General features: G+C 60.6%; 17 protein-coding genes. 13 read left to right on the forward strand and 4 right to left on the reverse strand.

Translation table 11 applies throughout. The annotated features are described in order from the left end of the window. The 13 genes from T18_RS01105 to T18_RS01165 form a co-directional block, all read left to right on the forward strand. Positions 1-993, forward strand: a 993-nt coding sequence (locus T18_RS01105) for a deoxyguanosinetriphosphate triphosphohydrolase (RefSeq protein ID WP_323455163.1), incomplete at its 5' end; no start/stop codon positions are given. Positions 994-1069: 76 nt separating this feature from the next. After that, positions 1070-2827 carry an arginine--tRNA ligase gene (gene argS / locus T18_RS01110; protein WP_038492845.1) on the forward strand — a complete coding sequence of 586 codons (1758 nt, stop codon included), beginning with the start codon at positions 1070-1072 and terminating at the stop codon, positions 2825-2827. A gap of 66 nt (positions 2828-2893) precedes the next feature. Beyond that, the gene (locus T18_RS01115; protein WP_038491231.1) at positions 2894-5902 is read left to right on the forward strand and encodes an SPOR domain-containing protein; all 3009 of its coding nucleotides are present in this window, start codon (positions 2894-2896) and stop codon (positions 5900-5902) included. A gap of 242 nt (positions 5903-6144) precedes the next feature. Next, positions 6145-7161 (forward strand): beta-N-acetylhexosaminidase, encoded by a 1017-nt coding sequence (gene nagZ, locus T18_RS01120; protein WP_026330914.1) that lies wholly within the window; start codon positions 6145-6147, stop codon positions 7159-7161. 58 nt (positions 7162-7219) lie between these two features. Continuing rightward, positions 7220-8068 carry a segregation and condensation protein A gene (locus T18_RS01125; RefSeq protein ID WP_025593638.1) on the forward strand — a complete coding sequence of 283 codons (849 nt, stop codon included), beginning with the start codon at positions 7220-7222 and terminating at the stop codon, positions 8066-8068. Then, on the forward strand, positions 8058-8804 hold the full coding sequence (scpB, locus tag T18_RS01130; protein WP_038491227.1) for an SMC-Scp complex subunit ScpB: 747 nt from the start codon (positions 8058-8060) through the stop codon (positions 8802-8804). The genes T18_RS01125 and scpB overlap by 11 nt, the downstream gene beginning before the upstream one ends. A 130-nt stretch (positions 8805-8934) precedes the next feature. Then, positions 8935-9141: a twin-arginine translocase TatA/TatE family subunit gene (locus T18_RS01135; protein WP_003515599.1), complete on the forward strand. Its 207-nt coding sequence runs from the start codon at positions 8935-8937 to the stop codon at positions 9139-9141. 54 nt (positions 9142-9195) lie between these two features. Continuing rightward, the gene (tatB, locus tag T18_RS01140) at positions 9196-9915 is read left to right on the forward strand and encodes a Sec-independent protein translocase protein TatB (protein ID WP_038491224.1); all 720 of its coding nucleotides are present in this window, start codon (positions 9196-9198) and stop codon (positions 9913-9915) included. Beyond that, a complete protein-coding gene (tatC, locus tag T18_RS01145) occupies positions 9912-10715 on the forward strand; it encodes a twin-arginine translocase subunit TatC (RefSeq protein WP_003515595.1) in 804 nt (267 codons plus the stop codon). The genes tatB and tatC overlap by 4 nt, the downstream gene beginning before the upstream one ends. A gap of 104 nt (positions 10716-10819) precedes the next feature. Continuing rightward, positions 10820-12103, forward strand: coding sequence for a serine--tRNA ligase (serS, locus tag T18_RS01150; protein ID WP_038491222.1), 1284 nt, complete (start codon positions 10820-10822; stop codon positions 12101-12103). 156 nt (positions 12104-12259) lie between these two features. Next, a complete protein-coding gene (gene surE / locus T18_RS01155; protein WP_038491219.1) occupies positions 12260-13030 on the forward strand; it encodes a 5'/3'-nucleotidase SurE in 771 nt (256 codons plus the stop codon). 8 nt (positions 13031-13038) lie between these two features. Then, complete coding sequence (locus tag T18_RS01160; RefSeq protein WP_029658770.1) at positions 13039-13680, forward strand: protein-L-isoaspartate(D-aspartate) O-methyltransferase; 642 nt, start codon at positions 13039-13041, stop codon at positions 13678-13680. A gap of 345 nt (positions 13681-14025) precedes the next feature. Continuing rightward, positions 14026-15591 carry a LysM peptidoglycan-binding domain-containing M23 family metallopeptidase gene (locus T18_RS01165; RefSeq protein ID WP_003515587.1) on the forward strand — a complete coding sequence of 522 codons (1566 nt, stop codon included), beginning with the start codon at positions 14026-14028 and terminating at the stop codon, positions 15589-15591. A 188-nt stretch (positions 15592-15779) separates the two neighbouring features. Here T18_RS01165 and mobB read toward each other — a convergent pair whose 3' ends face one another. The 4 genes from mobB to T18_RS01185 are packed head-to-tail and all read right to left on the reverse strand — an operon-like array spanning position 15780 to position 19084. Continuing rightward, positions 15780-16295 carry a molybdopterin-guanine dinucleotide biosynthesis protein B gene (gene mobB / locus T18_RS01170; protein WP_003515585.1) on the reverse strand — a complete coding sequence of 172 codons (516 nt, stop codon included), beginning with the start codon at positions 16293-16295 and terminating at the stop codon, positions 15780-15782. Next, the gene (mobA, locus tag T18_RS01175; protein WP_003515582.1) at positions 16292-16918 is read right to left on the reverse strand and encodes a molybdenum cofactor guanylyltransferase MobA; all 627 of its coding nucleotides are present in this window, start codon (positions 16916-16918) and stop codon (positions 16292-16294) included. Before mobA ends, mobB begins: the two co-directional genes overlap by 4 nt. Next, the gene (locus T18_RS01180) at positions 16915-18114 is read right to left on the reverse strand and encodes a multidrug effflux MFS transporter (RefSeq protein ID WP_003515580.1); all 1200 of its coding nucleotides are present in this window, start codon (positions 18112-18114) and stop codon (positions 16915-16917) included. The genes mobA and T18_RS01180 overlap by 4 nt, the downstream gene beginning before the upstream one ends. Before the next feature lies 1 nt (position 18115). Beyond that, entirely contained in the window at positions 18116-19084 is a 969-nt protein-coding gene (locus T18_RS01185) for a DMT family transporter (RefSeq protein ID WP_003515578.1), read from the reverse strand. Positions 19085-19207 lie beyond the last annotated feature (123 nt).

The raw sequence follows: 19207 nt of genomic DNA on the forward strand, positions 1-19207 counted from the left end.
CTCACCCACACGATTGAGGTGGCGCAGATTGCCCGCGCACTCGCACGCGCTCTGAAGCTGGACGAGGATCTGGCCGAGGGCGTGGCTCTGGTGCATGATTTCGGCCACACGCCGTTCGGTCATACCGGAGAGGATGCGCTGGATGCGGTGTTGTTGCCCTATGGCGGCTTCGATCACAACGCGCAGTCGCTGCGCATCGTCACCAAGCTGGAGCGCCGCTACGCCGAATATGACGGCATCAACCTGACATGGGAGACGCTGGAGGGGCTGGTGAAGCACAATGGCCCGCTGGTCAATGCCGAGGGCGAGGGCGTGAAGGGCCCGGTTCCGCTGCCCATCCTCGAATATTGCGAGCTGCAGGATCTGGAAATCGGCAGCTATGCCAGCCTTGAGGCACAGATGGCGGCTATTGCCGACGACATCGCCTATAATACCCATGATATCGATGACGGCCTGCGTGCCGGTTATCTGAGCTTCGAGATGCTGGAAGAGGTGCCTTTCCTCAGCAAGCTGATGGCCGAGGTACGTGCGAAATATCCCGTGCTCGACAAGGAACGCTTCGCCAATGAAATCATGCGCCGGCAGATCACCCATATGGTCGAGGATGTAATCGGGGTCGCGCAGCAGAATCTTTCCCGGCTGAAACCGAAGAGTGCGGCCGATATCCGCGCCGCCGATTTTACCGTCGCGACTTTCTCGCCGGAAATGGCTGAAACCGACAGGCAGATCAAGAAACTGCTGTTTGCCCATATCTACCGGCATCCGGAAATCATGCGCATCCGCGCCGGCGCTACGCAGATCGTTACCGACCTTTTCCACCGTTATATGGAAGTGCCGGCAGAGATGCAGAGTCACTACTGGGTGGACAGCATTTCCGGTATGAGCAAGGCCGCAAAAGCCCGCCATGTGGGGGATTATCTGGCTGGTATGACCGACAGTTATGCACTGCGCGCCCACCAGCGGCTGTTTGACCACACCCCCGATTTGCGATAGGGCAGCGGGCGATCGCGAAGCCAACCCGGTTATGATGGCCGGACATGAACAGAAGCCCTTCGCGCAGGTTGGAACGATGAACATTTTTGCCGATTTCGATACCAGGATCAAAAACGCGCTCGAGACTCTCGATCTCGTGAAAGAGAACCGCGAAAAGGTCGATTTCAGTCGAATTACGGTCGAATCCCCGCGCGATCTGAGCCATGGCGATGTCGCAACCAATGCCGCTATGGTGTTGGCGAAGCCGCTCGGCACCAATCCCCGGGCGCTGGCCGAACTCATCGTGCCAGCACTTCAGGCCGATGGCGATGTCGATAGCGTCAACGTCGCTGGTCCCGGCTTCATCAATCTCAAGGTCTCTGTCGGTTACTGGCAGCGTCTTCTTGCCGACATGATCGGGCAGGGCATCGATTTCGGCCGCTCGAAGATCGGCGCGGGCCAGAAGATCAACGTCGAATATGTCTCCGCCAACCCCACCGGTCCTATGCATGTCGGCCATTGCCGTGGTGCTGTCGTGGGTGACACGCTGGCGAACCTGCTCGCCTTTGCCGGTTATGGCGTGACCAAGGAATATTACATCAACGACGCCGGCTCGCAGATCGACGTGCTCGCGCGTTCGGTCTTCCTACGTTACCGCGAGGCGCTTGGCGAAGATATCGGCGCCATTCCGTCGGGCTTCTACCCCGGTGACTATCTCGTTCCAGTCGGCCAGGCGCTGGCGGATGAATATGGCATCAAGCTGCGCGCCATGCCCGAGGAAAAGTGGCTGCCTATCGTCAAGGACAAGGCGATCGCCGCAATGATGGTGATGATCCGTGAGGATCTGGAGACGCTGAACGTCAAGCACGACGTGTTCTTCTCGGAGCGCACGCTGCATGAGGGCAATGGCGGACCCATTCTCTCGGCCATCAACGATCTCACCTTCAAGGGCCACGTCTACAAGGGCACCCTGCCGCCGCCGAAGGGCGAGTTGCCGGAAGACTGGGAAGACCGCGAGCAGACGCTGTTCCGTTCCACCGAGGTGGGCGACGACATGGACCGCGCGCTGATGAAGTCGGACGGTTCCTACACCTATTTTGCCGCCGACGTTGCCTATTTCAAGAACAAGTTCGATCGCGGTTTTTCCGAGATGATCTATGTGCTCGGCGCCGACCACGGCGGCTATGTGAAGCGGCTTGAAGCGGTTGCGCGCGCCGTCTCGGAAGGCAAGTCGAAGCTGACGGTTCTTCTGTGCCAGCTCGTGAAGCTGTATCGCGATGGCGAGCCGGTGAAGATGTCGAAACGCTCAGGCGATTTCGTCACGCTGCGCGATGTGGTGGACGAAGTAGGTCGCGATCCCGTGCGATTCATGATGCTCTATCGGAAGAATTCCGAGCCGCTGGACTTCGATTTTGCGAAAGTGACCGAACAATCGAAGGATAATCCGGTCTTTTACGTGCAATATGCGCATGCCCGTTGCATGTCCATCTTCCGCCAGGCGCAGGAAGCGTTTCCGGGTCTTGCGCTCTCGCAGGACGACATGTCGTCTTCCGTTGCTTTGATTAGCGATATCAACGAGTTGCAGCTGGTTGCAAAGCTTGCTGAGTACCCGCGCCTGATCGAATCCGCAGCCCTTGCGCACGAGCCGCACAGGCTTGCTTTTTACCTCTACGATCTCGCCAGTTCCTTCCATGGACACTGGAACAAAGGTAAAGACCATCAGGAATTACGTTTTATTAACGATAAAAACCGAGAATTGAGCATTGCCAGACTCGGGCTGGTGAATGCTGTCGCGAATGTTTTGAAGTCTGGTCTTACGCTTTTAGGAGCGGACGCGCCTGACGAGATGCGATAACATATCACCATTATTTGCTCACAATACGCTGGCAAGAGCTGCAATGCGTAGATGGTGGAACACGTAATGGTCGAAAAAAATGTCGCGTATAACCGGGACGCCCGGTCTGAAGGGTTCGCTGACAACGATCCTCTGGCAGAACTGGCGCGTATCGTCGGTTTCGATGAGCGTCCTTCGCATGCGGGTTCCGAAGCTGCGCCACGCGCCGGCTCTGCGGCAACCCGCCGCGAACCCGAATTCAATCTCGAAGACGAGTTGCTTCGAGAGTTCGAGGTTTACGATGCGCCGCATGCCGATCCGGTCGTTCTTGACCCGGCAAACGATGTGCGTGCGGGCATCCACCCCAGCGACTTCATGCAGCGCGTCGAATCGGTTTTCGCCCGGCGCGAGCCTGAGCTTGCGCCAGCGGACGAACCCGTGTTCGAGGCAAGCCCCGCATCCGAAGTGAGCCAGGAGCCACTTCCCGAGGCCGATCAGGCCTACATTCACAATTACGTCGAGACGTTGACGCAGGACATCCGCGCGGATTTCCGTGATGATGCCGGTGCGGTTGCCGAGGTTTTCGATGTGCATTCGCGCCAGTCGCGCCCTGCCGAGCCGGTAGTTTACCAGCAGGCAGCATGGGAAGAGCCGCAGGCTGTCGAGCCGGCTCAAAGCACCTGGCACGCTATGCCTGAGCTTCCGGCCGATGTTTCGAGCAATATTGCGCATCCCGATCAGAGCCATGCGCCTGAGCCGCAGGCTTTCGATCTTGCCGATGAGGTAGAGATCGCCGTCGCCGAAGCGCCTGCGCCGATTTCCGTGCGTCCGCCTTCGCATGGTGGCCGTTCTTCGCTGGAATTTTCCAGCCTGCGTCTGCCGCTTGCCAATTTCGGCGCGCGCCGCGATGTTGCGGCAGGTGATCCCAAGCGGATCGAGCCGAGGGCCGAAGCGCTGCCTGCAGCCCGGATCGAGCCACAGGCCGAACCAGTTCCGGCGCCTGAGCCCGTCTTCGTTCAGGCGGAAGAAACTGCACCTACCTTTGCTCCTTCGGTTGCAGAGAAGCCGGTTGAAACAAATCTTTCGCCGATGGACGAGCTGATCTACGGCGTTGCGAAATATTCCATTCCCGGACGCGGCGAAGAGCCTGTCGTTCAGGATGCCCCCATCGCACAGGCTGCGCCTATCGTTCCGGCTGCAAGAGTGGAGTCGCCTTTGGTTGCCACGGCGCCGGTTGCCGCAGCCCCTGTAAAAGCAGCCCCGGTCGTAGCAGCGCCGCCCGTTCAGGAGCCGGACTTTGGGGATTTCGCAGGTTTCAACGACGATGATTTCGAGCTTGCGCTTGATGATCTCGATCTTGACCTCGACCTGTCCGAAATCGCTGCAGCGGAAGTCGCACCTGCGCCTGTGCCGCAGCCCGTTCGCCAGCAGCCGGTCGCTCCGGTAGCGGTTGCTGCCGCCGCGCCGCAGCCGGTGCGGGAACAGCCAGCACCTCAGCCGCGCCCGGCCCCGGTTGCTGCAATTCCGGTAGCCGCCCCTCCGGTTCAGCCGCGTCCGGTCGCAGCCGCACCGCAGCCGGTTGCACCACAAACGCTGGAAAGCCTGCCTTTCGATCCCTCGCAGATCGGTGAGACGGAAGAACATCCGGAAAATATTACCGAGATGGACGTGCCGGAATTGCCGGTCGGCGTTTTCGAACCCAAGCCTGTCGCCCGTCGTCACGAAGAAGACCTCGATATCGACACCGAGCTCGCAACGCTGTTTGCCCCGGCGGTTGCCGGTGGTCTTGACCGTCACAAACATGCGGAAAACCGGGCTGCCGCCCCGCAGGCGCGTCCCCAGGCACAGGGTCCGGAGGAGGTCGACGAATTTGAGCGGGCGCTGGAAGAAGATTTCCGCCGCTCCATGCAGGAGGCTGCTGCCTCGCGTGGCAATGCGCCGCGCGATGCCGAGAATACCTATGTCGACCATCAGGCGGCCTATCGCGAAGAAGAAGAACGTGGCGGTCGCCGCTGGATCATGCCGGTTGCCGCAGCAATCGGTCTGGTGCTTGTCGGTGGTGGTGTTTACGCGCTGATGTCGGGCGGTTCGTCCGGTGCGGGCTCCAATGGCGCGCCGGTCATCATTTCCGCCGATAACGACCCGATGAAGGTGGTGCCGGAAAATCCGGGTGGCCGCGTCGTGCCCAATCAGGACAAGGCGGTTTACGACCGCGTGGCCGGTGGTAGCGCTGCCGATCCGAAGCAACCGGCGCTGATCTCCAGCAACGAAAAGCCTGTCGATGTGGTCCAGCGTACGCTGATACCCGAACAGCTGCCGCTGGAAGGTGAAAACGACGCGGACATGGAAGCCACCGGCACGCCGGTTGGCGAGACTGAAGATCCGCGCCTGCTTTCGCCGGAAGAAAAGGCCAGCCAGAACGAAGGTGCCGGTGCGACGGGCGTTTCGCCGCGCAAGGTCCGTACCATGATCGTCAAGCCTGATGGTACGCTGGTTGCACAGGAAGTCGATGCGCCTGCTGCCCAGCCACCGAAGGCCGACAAGGTCGCGGAGCTTGCTGCACCGCAGGCAGCCAAACCGGGTGAGGGTGCTCCCGCCGTCATCGCCGCTTCGCGTGTTCCGGTTGCGCCTGAACATCCGCAGGCCAATACGCCAGCCGCTTCCTCCACACCGGCCTCGCAGTCGGCTGCGCCCGTTCCTTCGGCGCGTCCGTCCGCACAGCCTTCCAATGTGGTGGCAACGGTGACCAATCAGGGCAACGTCCGTCCTGCTGCAACTGCTCCGGCCCAGCCGCAGGCTGCACAGCAGCAGACAGCCGCCGCCATGCCCGCAGCAACGAGCGCGCCGTCTTCGGGTGGTTATTACATCCAGATCGCGTCCCTGCCGAGCCAGGCGGAGGCCCAGAAGTCCTACCAGAACATGTCGGCCAAGTTCGGTTCGGTCATTTCTGGTCGGGGCGTCGACATCAAGGCCGCTGAGATCGCCGGCAAGGGCACGTTCTACCGCGTCCGCATCCCGGCGGGGGACAAGAACGAAGCCGTGGCGCTGTGCGAAAAGTTCCGCGCAGCTGGCGGCAGCTGCCTGGTGGCGCGCTGATAGCGGCTGATCCGGTTGAGTGAAGATTGGGGCTGCCGTCTAAGGCAGTCCTCGCAGTGGGGAAAGGCTTTCCTCACATTCGACGTCATCCTCGGCCCCGTGCCGAGGATCTGCCAACGTTTCGCCAACCGTTAGGTTGCAGATGCTCGGGAAAGGCCCGAGCATGACGGCGGAGGGGTTGTCGACTTACCCCCGACGCCTTGCGGTATAAGGCCATTTCCCCATTCTGTGAGCGTGACATCATGACCGATTGCAAAGCTATGATCCTCGGATGCGGCGGGCTTACGCTTTCCGCTGACGAGATTGCCCTTTACCGCAATGAGCGGCCCTGGGGTTTCATCCTGTTCGGGCGCAATATCGGTGATGCGCAACAGATTACCGATCTCGTCGCCTCAATGCGCGATGCCGTCGCGCGGCCGGATGCCCCGGTTCTGATCGATCAGGAAGGCGGGCGCGTTCAGCGCATCAAGCCGCCGCTTTTGCAAGCCTATCCGAATGCCCGCATTCTTGGCGAGATATACGAGCGTGACCGGGAGGAAGGGCTGCGTGCGGCGTGGTTGATGTCGCGTCTGCATGCCTTCGATCTCATGAAATTCGGCATCAATATCGACTGCCTGCCGGTGCTCGACGTGCCGGTGGAAGGCGCCAGCAACGTCATTGGCAACCGGGCCTATGGCTACAGCCCGACCATGGTGGCGGAGATGGGGCAGGCGGCGGCTGACGGTCTCAAGGCGGGCGGCATGTTGCCTGTCATGAAACACATGCCGGGCCACGGTCGCGGCATGGTGGATTCGCACCATGAATTGCCTGTTGTCGATGTGCCGCTGGACGAGCTGGACGCCCATGATTTTGTGCCATTCCGCGCGCTGAACCGTGAATTGATGGCGATGAGCGCGCATCTGGTGTTCAACGCCGTCGATCGGGAGCGTCCGGCAACGACCTCGCCAAAGGTGATCGAGGAGATCATTCGTGGGAGAATCGGCTTTGACGGTCTGTTGATGTCCGACGACAGTTCCATGAATGCGCTGAAGGGCACGCTTGGCCAGCGTGCCGCGAATATTGTTGCGGGTGGCTGCGATATAGTCTTGCATTGCAACGGTGTGATGGGTGAAATGCTTGAGGTCGTGAAGGAGGTTCCCGTTCTTTCCGGCCGTTCGCTGGAGCGGGTGCGGGCCGTGGAAGCGGGTTTTCCCGCCGCTGATGCCTCCGACGAAGCTGAACTGAGAGCCGAATTCAACGCCATGTGGGCCGTTTCCTGACAATCGGGCGGCGGCCCGGTACTCGGGACGACAGGCCGGACGCCCGGCGGATGGAACAATGGCAGCAGACAAGTCTCGTACTTCAACGCCTATGGACAAGCTCTGGCAGGATGTGACGCCGGAGCGGCTGACGGGCGAGGCCGGGCTGGTGATCGATGTCGCGGGTTTCGAAGGCCCGCTCGATCTGTTGCTACACCTTGCCCGCACGCAGAAGGTCGATCTGTCGCGGATTTCGGTGCTGGCGCTTGCCGAGCAATATCTGCAATTCGTGGAAACAGCCCGCCGCGTGCGCATCGAGCTTGCTGCCGACTATCTGGTGATGGCGGCCTGGCTTGCCTTCCTCAAGTCCAAGCTTCTCATTCCGCAGCAGGCGAAGGATGACGGCCCCTCCGGCGAAGAAATGGCCGCGACGCTGGCCTTCCGGCTGAAACGTCTGGAGGCGATGCGGGAGGCGGCTGAACGCCTCGTCAACCGCGCCCAGCTTGGCCGCGATATCTTCGCCCGTGGCGCGCCGGAGCATATTCCGCATATCAACCGCTCGGCTTACGAGGCGAACCTCTACGATCTCCTGAGCGCCTATGCCAATCTGCGGCAAAGGCAGGCCATAACCCAGGTCACAATTGAAAAGCGGCAGGTCTGGTCGCTTGTGGAAGCCCGGGAACTCCTGAACAGTCTACTCGGGGATGTCGGCGAGTGGACGGTGCTCGACCAATATCTGCTGCAATATGTGCCTGACCCCGCGATGCGCGTGACGGCAATCGCCAGCGCTTTCGCCGCCTCGCTGGAGCTCGTTCGCGAGGGATCGCTGCAAATCCGGCAGGAGGGCGCGTTCCAGCCCATCTATATGCGCAGGAGCGAGCGAGATGACCGCGCGCCGAATGCGGAAAGGACTGATAATGACGCATGACGACGAGACCGGCGAAGCCGCCATCGTGGCAGATGGGGCGGCGGATGTGGTTGGGGCCGAGCCCGAGGTATTTTCCGAGCGTCAGTTGAAGGAAGCCGAGCGCATTGCCGAGGCGCTGGTCTTTGCCTCGGCCGAACCGGTTTCAGTTGCCTTCATTGCCGAGCGGCTGCCGCGCGGCATGGATGTCGTTGCCATACTCCACGGGCTGAAGGCGGCTTATGGCGAGCGGGGCGTCAATCTGGTGCAGGTGGGGGGGCAATGGGCGTTCCGCACGGCCGGCGATCTCTCCTTCGTCGTCCATTCTGAGGAAAAGGAACCTAAGAAGCTTTCGCGTGCGGCGCTGGAGGTTCTGGCGATTGTAGCGTATCATCAGCCGGTGACACGCGCCGAAATCGAGGAAATCCGTGGCGTGCAAACCTCACGCGGTACCCTCGATGTGCTGATGGAAGCGGGTTGGGTGCGTTTCAGGGGCCGCAGGCGCACGCCGGGCAGGCCGGTGACGATCGGCACCACGGTGGAGTTTCTCGACCATTTCGGCCTTGAGGAATTGCGGGACTTGCCGGGCCTTGAGGAACTGAAGGGTGCGGGCCTGCTTTCGGGCCGTATTCCTTCCAATTTCGGCGTGCCTTTGCCGATGATGAGCGACGAATTGCGCGAAGACGAAGACCCGATCACGCAGCTCGATCTGGAAGAGTTGGGCCTGCTTGCACCTGGTGGCGGCGATGGTGACGATTGATATCGTCTTCATGCGGGTGACAAGGCACGAAAACTTTATGCCCACAGCCTGTTGAAGCAACGATTTGTTGTTTGAAAAAGCCTTTCAAACGTCTTACATCGTCTGAAAGCGAAATTCAGGAGTTTCAGTTATGGGTTCTTTTAGTGTGTGGCATTGGCTGATCGTGCTGGTGATCGTTCTCGTTCTCTTCGGACGCGGAAAGATCCCGGAACTGATGGGCGATGTCGCCAAGGGCATCAAGAGCTTCAAGAAGGGCATGGCTGACGAAGATCAGACTCCGCCGCCAGCCGATGTCAACGCGAAGACTGTTGACCACAAGGCTGACGAGATCAAGTAAGCGGCTTGAACCTGCTTGTTTTGAGACTGGCGCTAGGGTCTCGGGAGCGTTTTGATGTTTGATATCGGTTGGAGCGAGCTTCTGGTGATCGCGGTCGTTTTGATCGTGGTCGTCGGTCCCAAGGACTTGCCGCCCATGATCCGCGCCTTCGGTAAGACGATGGCCGGCCTTCGCAAGATGGCGGGGGATTTCCGCACGCAGTTCGACGAGGCCTTGAAAGAGGCAGACATGGACGATGTGCGGCAGACGATCTCCGATGTGCGCAATCTCAACCCGACCAACTCGCTGCGCGATGCTATGAACCCGCTTCGCCAGCTCGGCAACGAAATCAAGTCCGATCTCCAGAAGGCGACAGCCGCTCCCGATGCGATGTCGTCGACAGCAGCACCTGCAACAAGTGAGCCGGTGGCTCCTCTTGTCAGCGTGCCGGAGCCCGAGATGAAGCTTCCGGATGTGGCGCCTGCGGTGGTTCCCACGCCTTCTGCATCTGGGCCGGTTACTGCGGTTGCTGCTGCGGAAGAAAAGCCGAAGCGTACGCGTGCGAAATCTGTTGCGACCGTTGAAGCCGAAGCGGTTGCCGCCAAGCCGAAGCGCACCACCCGCAGCAAGCCTGCCGCAGCGCCTGTTGAGGAAGCTGCTGTCTTGAAGCCGACCGTGAAGGCTGTCGCCAAAAAGGTTGCTGTCAGGAAAGCGGCAGCGGAGAAGGCGGTTGCCGTTGCGGATGCCAAACCGGCAAGAACCAAGGCTGCAAAGCCCAAAAAGGATGAAGCATGAGCGGGGACATCGAGGACAAGCCGCAGCCGCTTATCGAACATCTCATGGAGTTGCGCACGCGGCTGATCTGGTCGCTCGGCGCGTTCTTCGTCGCCTTCATCGCCTGTTTCGCCGTTGCCAAGCATCTCTTCAACCTGCTCGTCATTCCCTATAAGTGGGCGGTCATCTGGGCGGGGCTGGATGTGGCGAAATCATCGCTGATCTATACGGCGCCGCAGGAATTCTTCTTCACGCAGATCAAGGTTGCCATGTTCGGTGCCATGGTGATCTCCTTTCCGGTGATTGCCTCGCAGCTGTATAAATTCGTGGCGCCGGGCCTCTACAAGAACGAGCGCGCGGCCTTCCTGCCGTTCCTGATCGCGTCGCCGATCCTTTTCCTCATCGGCGCGGCGCTCGTCTATTTCTTCTTCACGCCCATGGTCATGTGGTTCTTCCTCGCCATGCAGCAATTGCCAGTAGATGGCGAGGTGGCGATTTCCCTGATGCCGAAGGTGTCGGAATATCTCAGCCTCATCATGACGCTGGTTTTGTCCTTCGGCCTGGTATTCCAGCTGCCTGTCGTCACCACGCTTCTGGCGCGGGTCGGGATTCTGACCAGCGACTGGCTGCGGGAAAAGCGCAAGTTCGCCATTGTCATGGCCTTCGTGGTTGCGGCCGTGCTGACGCCGCCAGACCCCATGTCCCAGATCGGTCTTGCGCTGCCTGCGATCATTCTCTACGAGATTTCCATCTACATGGCTCGACTCGTGGAGAGGAAACGTGCTGCGGAATCCAAAAGCACGGAGCTGGAAGAGACCTGACGCTTCGCCACGGTCTTCCTGCTCATCAAATCTCCTCGCGCCGGGCCTTTCGCCCGGCGTTTTGCTGATAAAACGCGAGCGACCAACAATAGTCTGGAACGACGATGCACGACATTAAATGGATACGCGAAAACCCCGAAGCCTTTGATGCAGCACTTGCACGGCGCGGCGCAGAGCCTGCCGCAAGCAGCCTGATCGCTCTCGACGAAAAGCGCCGGTCCGTCATCCAGTCCCTGCAGGACATGCAGTCGCGTCGCAATGCCGCTTCCAAGGACATCGGCGCCGCCATGGCGCAGAAGAACATGGAGCTGGCGGAAAAGCTGAAAGCGGAAGTCGCCGACATCAAGGAGAACATGCCGCGCGCCGAGGAGGAGGACCGCCAGGTCACCGCCGAGCTTAACGACGCCCTGTCGCGCCTGCCCAACATGCCTTTCGACGATGTTCCTGACGGCAAGGACGAACACGACAATGTGGTGACCCGCGTGGTCGGCCAGAAGCCCGGCTGGAACCATGAAGCAAAGGAGCACTTCGAGATTGGCGAAGCGCTCGGCTACATGGATTTCGAGCGGGCGGCCAAGCTTTCCGGCTCGCGCTTCACCGTGCTGACCAGCCAGCTGGCGCGTCTGGAACGGGCGCTCGGCCAGTTCATGATCGACCTGCACACCTCGGAACATGGCTACACGGAAGTCTCTTCGCCGCTGATGGTGCGTGATGAGGCGATGTTCGGCACCGGCCAATTGCCGAAGTTTTCCGAGGATTTGTTCAAGACCACTGATGGCCGCTGGTTGATCCCGACGGCGGAAGTGACGCTGACCAACCTTGTCTCCGGCGAAATTCTCGAGCAGGAAAAGCTGCCGCTGCGCTTTACGGCACTTACGCCGTCCTTCCGTTCGGAAGCGGGCTCTGCCGGCCGCGACACACGCGGCATGCTGCGCCAGCACCAGTTCTGGAAATGCGAACTCGTCTCCATCACCGACGCGGAAAGTGCTGTTGCCGAGCATGAGCGCATGACGGCCTGCGCCGAAGAAGTGCTGAAGCGTCTTGGCCTGCATTTCCGCACCATGACGCTGTGCACCGGCGATATGGGTTTCAGCGCGCGCAAGACCTACGATCTGGAAGTGTGGTTGCCCGGCCAGAACACCTACCGCGAAATTTCGTCCTGCTCCGTCTGCGGCGATTTCCAGGCGCGGCGCATGAATGCGCGTTATCGCGGCAAGGACGACAAGGCGACGAAGTTCGTGCACACGCTGAACGGCTCCGGCACCGCCGTCGGCCGCTGCCTGATCGCGGTTCTCGAAAATTACCTGAATGACGATGGTTCCGTCACAATTCCAGACGTGCTGCTGCCCTATATGGGCGGTCTGACACGGATCGAGAAGGCGGTCTGAGGGAGCGCAGCGTCGCGCTATTGGAGGGAGAATCTTCCAATTACGCCGACGTCATCCTCGGGACAGGCCCGAGGATGACGTTGAGAGAACTGCACACCTCACTGCCGGTGGGGAGGATGCTCCGTCCCGGAAGATATGAAAAGCGGAGAGAGAAACATGCGGATTTTGCTGACCAATGACGACGGTATCCATGCCGAAGGGCTGGCGGTGCTGGAACGTATCGCCCGCACGCTGTCCGATGACGTCTGGATCGTGGCGCCCGAGACCGACCAGAGCGGTCTTGCTCACTCCCTTACTCTCTCCGAGCCGCTGCGGCTGCGCAAGGTTTCCGACAAGCATTTCGCGCTGCGCGGTACGCCGACCGATTGCGTCATCATGGGCATCCGTGAAGTTCTGCCGGAAAAGCCCGATCTCGTACTCTCAGGTGTCAATGCCGGTGCCAATATGGCTGACGATGTCACCTATTCCGGCACGATTGCCGGCGCCAATGAAGGTACGCTGCAAGGGGTACGCTCCTTCGCACTCAGCCAGGCTTTCAGCCATTCCGAAGGCCGCGTCGTGCCGTGGGAGGTGACCGAGACCCATGCGCCGGATCTGCTGCGCAAGCTGATGAATGTGGAATTGCCTGATGGCACCTTCCTCAATCTCAATTTCCCCAATTGTGCACCTGATGATGTGCAGGGTGTATCCGTCACCGGGCAGGGCAAGCTCGATTTCGGCCTGACGGTAGAAGAACGCCAGGATGGCCGTGGTCTTCCTTATTACTGGCTGCGCTTTGGCGAACGCCTCGGCACCTTCCGCGAGGGCACGGATATCCACGCTTTGAAGCACGGCAAGATTTCGGTCACGCCGCTAAAGCTTGACCTTACGGATTACACGGTCAAGGATCGGGTTGCGCAAGCACTTGGATTCGGAGTCGCCGATTGAAATCCGCAATGGTTGAAAAGGAAGGTTTTGCCGCTCTCGTTCTCCGCTTGCGGGGCGAGGGGATTTCCGATCTCGACCTTTTGACGGCGGTGGAACAGACGCCGCGCTCCAGATTCGTGCCGCCGCAATTCGCCGCTGATGCCTATTCCAGCCGTACAATCCCGATCGACTGCGGCGCCTTCATGGAGGGCGCTGACATGGCGGTGAAAATCCTGGCTCGCCTGCAATTGAAGCCGGGCCAGCGCGTGCTGGAAATCGGCACCGGCAGCGGTTTCATGACGGCGATCATCGCGCGCCGGGTGGAGCGGGTCTTTTCGCTGGAGCGCTACAAGACGCTAGTGCAGCAGGCGCAGAACTGTCTGGACGATCTTTCCATCCGCAATGTCGTCATCCGCCAGGCGGATGGCAGCAACGGTCTGGTCGGCGAGGGCACCTTCGACCGAATCGTCGCCACCGCCGCCTTTACCACCATGCCCCGCTTTTTCGCCGAGCAGATCGTCTCCGGCGGCATGATGATCGCGCCGATCATTCTGGAAGACGGGCGCTGCGTGATGACGCGCTTCTCCAAGACCGGCAGCCGCTTCGAGAAGGAAGAGCTGTTCGAGACGCCCTATCTGCCGCTTGGCAGCCATATTGCCCGGCATTTGTGACAAAATGAAAATATCGAAGGCGATTAATTTTCGTCTTAGAATATTCTAAATCATCACAACCAACTGATTTTCCATAATAATATTGTTCCGACATGACACATGCCGTTTTCGTCATGGTTATCGAAGTGTCAAAAAAGCGCCGAGCGGCTTAACGTTTTAACGGCGTGGTAACACTAACGCGCTTTAATCATAAACATCGACGCATGGTTTTCCCGGGATCGGGAAATGGGCCTTGCAAGAAGTGAAATTTGTGCCGGATCGACCTCGATGCGGCGGGTTGGCGTCAGTGTAGATCGAGTTATGCGTATGAGACATTCGTCTAAAATCGGAAAATCAGTCGCAAAAATGTTCGCAGCGGCATTGCTGGCAAGCGTCGCAACGGGCTGTAGCTCGGATGCAACGCGGTTCAGCGGCCTCTTTTCCAGTGGACCGGATCGGATGACGACAGCGTCAATTCCAGCCCGCCAGGGCGGCGGTGCTTATGGGCAGGCCCCGGTCCCGCAAGGCGACATGAACGGTGGTTATGCCTCTGCGGCACCCCAGGGCGGCTACGCCAATCAGAACATGGCGGCCAACTCCTATCCGTCTTCCGGCGGTTACGGCGGTGGCGTTCAGCCTTCGACGGCCCGTTCGGCTTCGGCCTCTCCGGTGCAGCGCTCCGAGCTGTCGGCTCCGCCGGCGGTGGCAAGCCGCGACCCGTCGACCCGCAACGAAGCCATGGCCCAGCCTTTCCCGTCCGCACAACGACCAGCCGCTCCGTCTCTCGCAGCACCTTCACAGCAGGCTGCCGCTCCCGTCGCCGACAATCTCACCACCGCAACCGTCCGTTCCGACAAGAACGGCTGGCATACGGATGGCGCCTCTTCGGTAACGCTGCGTCCGGGTGAAAGCATCGCGACGATCTCCAACCGCTACGGCGTTCCCGAAAAGGAACTGCTGCGGGTCAACGGTCTGAAGACCGCGGCGTCCGCGCAGGCTGGCCAGTCGATCCTTATTCCGAAATTCGGTCAGGTCCGCAATGCCGCTAAGGCTGCGGCTGGTGACATTGCGCTCAACCGCAACGGCGACGAGCCGAACCCGCTGCGTGGTCCAGACCAGAAGGTAGCCGTGCTGCCCTCGCAGAGTGTTGCCCGCGACAAGGTTTCGGCTGAAAACGGCAAGCTCACACCTCCCGGTGGCAAGCCTATGCCGCCAGCCGGTGGTTACAAGGTTCAGCCGGGCGACAGCCTGGCAAAGATCGCCCGTGAAAACGGCGTTTCGGTTGCAGCCCTCAAGGCCGCGAACGGCATTTCCACCGAAAGCATCCGTGTCGGCCAGACACTCGCCATGCCGGGTGCTTCGACCGACGCCATCAAGACAGCCTCCGTACCCGCAAAGGAAGCGGCCAAGGCAGTGGAAACCGCATCCGCCAAGCCGGAACCCTACAAGGCTCCTGCCGCAGCTGCGACCGTACCGTCCGCTCCTGCCGCAACGGCAAGCGTCGGCGATATCGAGAAGAAGTCCGATATGGCCTCGCTCGCTCCGGAATCCACGGGCATCGGCAAATATCGCTGGCCGGTTCGTGGCGCCGTCATCAACAATTTCGGCGACAACGTCGAAGGCAGCCGCAACGATGGCATCAACATCTCCGTTCCGGAAGGCACGCCGATCAAGGCCGCCGAAAACGGTGTGGTCATCTATGCGGGCAATGGCCTTAAGCAGCTCGGCAATACGGTTCTCGTCCGTCATGACGACGGTAAGGTCACCGTTTACGGCAACGCCGCCAATCTCGACGTGCAGCGCGGCCAGAAGGTTCAGCGCGGCCAGACCATTGCCACGTCAGGCATGACTGGCAGCGCCAAACGTCCTCAGGTTCACTTCGAAGTTCGCAAGGATGCGACGCCGGTGAACCCCTCCGGTTTCCTTGAATAGGTATTGCGTCTCAAGGAATGATGAAGCCGGGCCGAACGCCCGGCTTTTTCATTTTTGGGGTAGGCCAAACGTCCTCACACATTCGACGTCATCCTCGGGCTTGACCCGAGAATCCATGGTGCGGTCGGTTTGCGGCCCTCGGGTCAAGCCCGAGGATGACGGAGGAGAGGAGGTTGCCGAAACGGCAGTTACGCCCTCACCAGCCCAACCGTCTTTTCGATGAAGTCCGCAATCGTGGCGGTATCGTCGAGGTCGAAGACGGGAAGGGCGGTGTCGGTCACCGCGTGGTCGGCGGCAATTGCGATGATGTGCGGATCGCTTCCGGCAAGCGGTTCGGTCTTGGCAGCTTCCAGCCGTCGCGCCTCGATCTTCGGCACCGGCTCGTATTTGTAACCCTCGATCAGTACGAGATCGCAAGGGGCGAGGCGGGCGAGGATTTCCTCGAAGGACGGTTCGGCTTCGCCGCGCAATTCATGCATGATGGCAAAGCGGGTGCCGGAGACGATGGTGACCTCGTGCGCGCCCGCCTGACGGTGACGCCAGCTATCGGCGCCAACTTTGTCGATATCGAAATCATGATGGGCATGCTTGATGGTCGAGACCCTATAGCCCCGGGCCGTCAGCTCGGTGACGATGCGGACCGCAAGGCCGGTCTTGCCCGAGTTTTTCCAGCCGGCAATACCGAAGACCTTTTGGCTCATCATGGTTCCATGCTCTCCAGATAGCTTCGAGCGAGCGCCAGTTCATCCGGCGTGTTGATGTTGAAGAACGGATCGAGGCTGCCCTTGGCCGTTTCCAGCGGCGGGAAGGCGATACCGATCGTGACGTGTCGTGCAAGATAGGCGCGGATGCGCCGGTTTGCATCGTTCTTCAGCCATTCCTCCAGATCGTCCGCGAGCGCCACGGGCCATAGCGCGAAAACCGGGTGCAACTGGCCGCTGGAGGCGGCGATGACGATTGCATCTTCGGCCATGTGTTCGCAGAGGCGGTCGACGATATCTTCGGGAAAGAACGGGCTGTCGGCGGGCACTGTCAGGAAGTGGCTTTTCCGGGCGCGATGGTTCTGGAAATGCCGCATGCCGGCGAGAACGCCAGCGAGCGGCCCGGCATGGCCGTTCACGGTGTCAGGCAGCAACGGCAGGCCAAAGCTTTCGGCCCAGCCATTCGCGGCATTGATGGTGACATCTGACACCTGTGGCGCGATGCGGCGCACGACATGGGAAAGCAGCGGTTCGTCGCCCAGCATCACGGTCGCCTTGTTGGTGCCCATCCGTCGCGACAGGCCGCCGGCAAGCACAAGACCGGGTATTTCAAATCGCGCCGTCATTGCCGCTTTTCCTGCAGCCTTACGATATAGGTGGTGAGGAGGGCGACAAGGCCGGTCGCCAGCATCACGAGAAGAAGCGGCCAGGTTCCGTCCTCTTTGGACAGAACCGAGGAGGCAAGCACGGAAAGTGCCGCACCGCCGCCGATGGTCATGGCGCCGCCAAGACCGGAGGCGGAGCCTGCCAGATGCGGCTGGACGCTGACCATGCCTGCATTGGCACTCGGCAGGGTCACACCGTTTCCGACACCAATTAGCGCAAGCGGCACGAAAAACGCATAGGGGCTTTCCGCCCCGGTTGAGATCAGCGCTATGGCTGCGACAATGCCGGCGATGGCGACGACATTGCCCGACAGCATCATGCGGGTGATGCCGATCTGGCTCGCATAACGGCCGGAGACGAAGTTGCCGAGCATGTAGCCGCTGGCCATGAAGAAGAATTGCAGGCCGAGCATGGCCGGGGCAAGGCCATAAAGCACGCTGCCGACGAAGGGGGCGCCGCCGAGAAACGAAAAGAACATGCCCGACGAGAAGGTCGAGGTCAGCGCATATCCCCAGAAGAGTGGCGAGCGCAGAAGTTCCGGCCAGGCGTGGAACTGCTGCGAGAAGCTTGCCGATCTGTTGTGATTGGTTTCGCCGAGATCAAACCAGGCGAGCACCAGAATGCCGACCCCGAGCAGGGCAAGAAGCGCAAAGCTGGATTGCCAGCCGGAGATATCGTTGAGCAGACCGCCGACCGTTGGGCCGACCATCGGCACCACCGACATGCCCATGGTCACATAGCCGATCATCGAAGCGGCCTGTTCCATAGGGACCATGTCGCGCACGATGGCGCGCGCCAGCACGAAGCCGGAAACGACGGCCGCCTGCGCCACACGCCCGAACATGAAGACGGTGATATCTGGCGCCAGCATGCAGACGAGCGTGGCGACGATCATCATCCCGATGCTGGCAAGCATGACGGGTCGGCGTCCGAAGAGATCGGATAGCGGGCCGATGAGGAGTTGCAGGCAGGCGGTGGCGGCAAGATAGCCGGACACGGCAAATTGCATCACGGCGTAATCGGTCTCGAAATGGAGCGCCATCGCTGCAAGCGAGGGCAGGAACAGGTTCATGCAAAGCGCCGCGACGCCGGCGATAACGACGAGCGTGATGATGTGGGGCGGGGTGGTGCGATCCAGAAAGCGGGCGTTTTTCATGTCATTCTCCCGCTTTTTCCGTAACGGCAGCTTTCGTTACGGACGCTGGTCGCACGGTGGTCGCGGCAGTGGGCGTGGCGGCGGAGCGCTTGGCCATCTGCGAGCGCTTGCGCAGGCTTTCACGGTAGAAGGTGTAGAGGCCCGAGCCGATGACGATCACGGCGCCGACGATCGTGAAACTGTCGATCTTTTCGTTGAAGAAGAACACGCCGATCATGAAACCCCAGAGCAGGCTGGTGTAACGGAACGGCGCGACGAAGGAGATTTCGCCGGTTCGCATTGCCAGAATGATTGCCTGGTAACCGACCAGCACCAGAACGGCAGAACCGGCCAGATGCGACAGGATCATGAAGTTCATGGGCTGCCAGCCGCCGAAGGGCTGGATCAGCAGGCCACCCACCGCCATGTTGACGGAGGCGGTAACGAAGGTGACGGCAAGCGAGGGGACATCCGCATACATCTTGCGGGTCAGAAGATCACGCGCGGCGGTGACCGCAAGCGAGGCGACGACCAGCAGCGCGCCTGAGGTGAAGCCTTCCGGGCCGGGCCGGATGATGACGAGCACGCCAATGAAGCCGACGATGATCGCCGCCCAGCGCCGCCAGCCGACGGGCTCGCGCAGGAACAGTGCGGCACCCAGCGTGACGATCAGCGGCAGGGACTGCAATATGGCCGAGGCGTTGGAAAATTCTATGAGTCCGAGCGCCGTCAGATAGAGAACGGCGGCTGTCACTTCGCAGAGACAGCGCAGGATGATGATGGGGCGCATCAGGGTTTTCAGCGGCCGGAGCGCGCCGAAGTGCCGGGCGGCGATATAAATCAGCACCACCGTCATGATGCCGCGCACGAACATGATCTGGCCGGTATTGATGTAGGGGGTGACGGATTTCGTCAGGGCGTCGTTGGCCGTAAAGCTTGCCATGGCGAGCGCCATCAGAAGGGCGCCGCGCGTATTGTCCGTCAATGCCATTTCATACTGTCCCAGACCATGCGCAGCCTAACCCCAAATTCCTCTCAGGGGTCGCCCGCCGGGCGGGACTGCGCATTCCTCCATGCTAAGAGACCTGACACGGCCAAGCCGGCATTTCAACCG

The organism is Rhizobium sp. TBD182, assembly GCF_001950375.1.
Lineage (GTDB): Bacteria > Pseudomonadota > Alphaproteobacteria > Rhizobiales > Rhizobiaceae > Agrobacterium > Agrobacterium tumefaciens.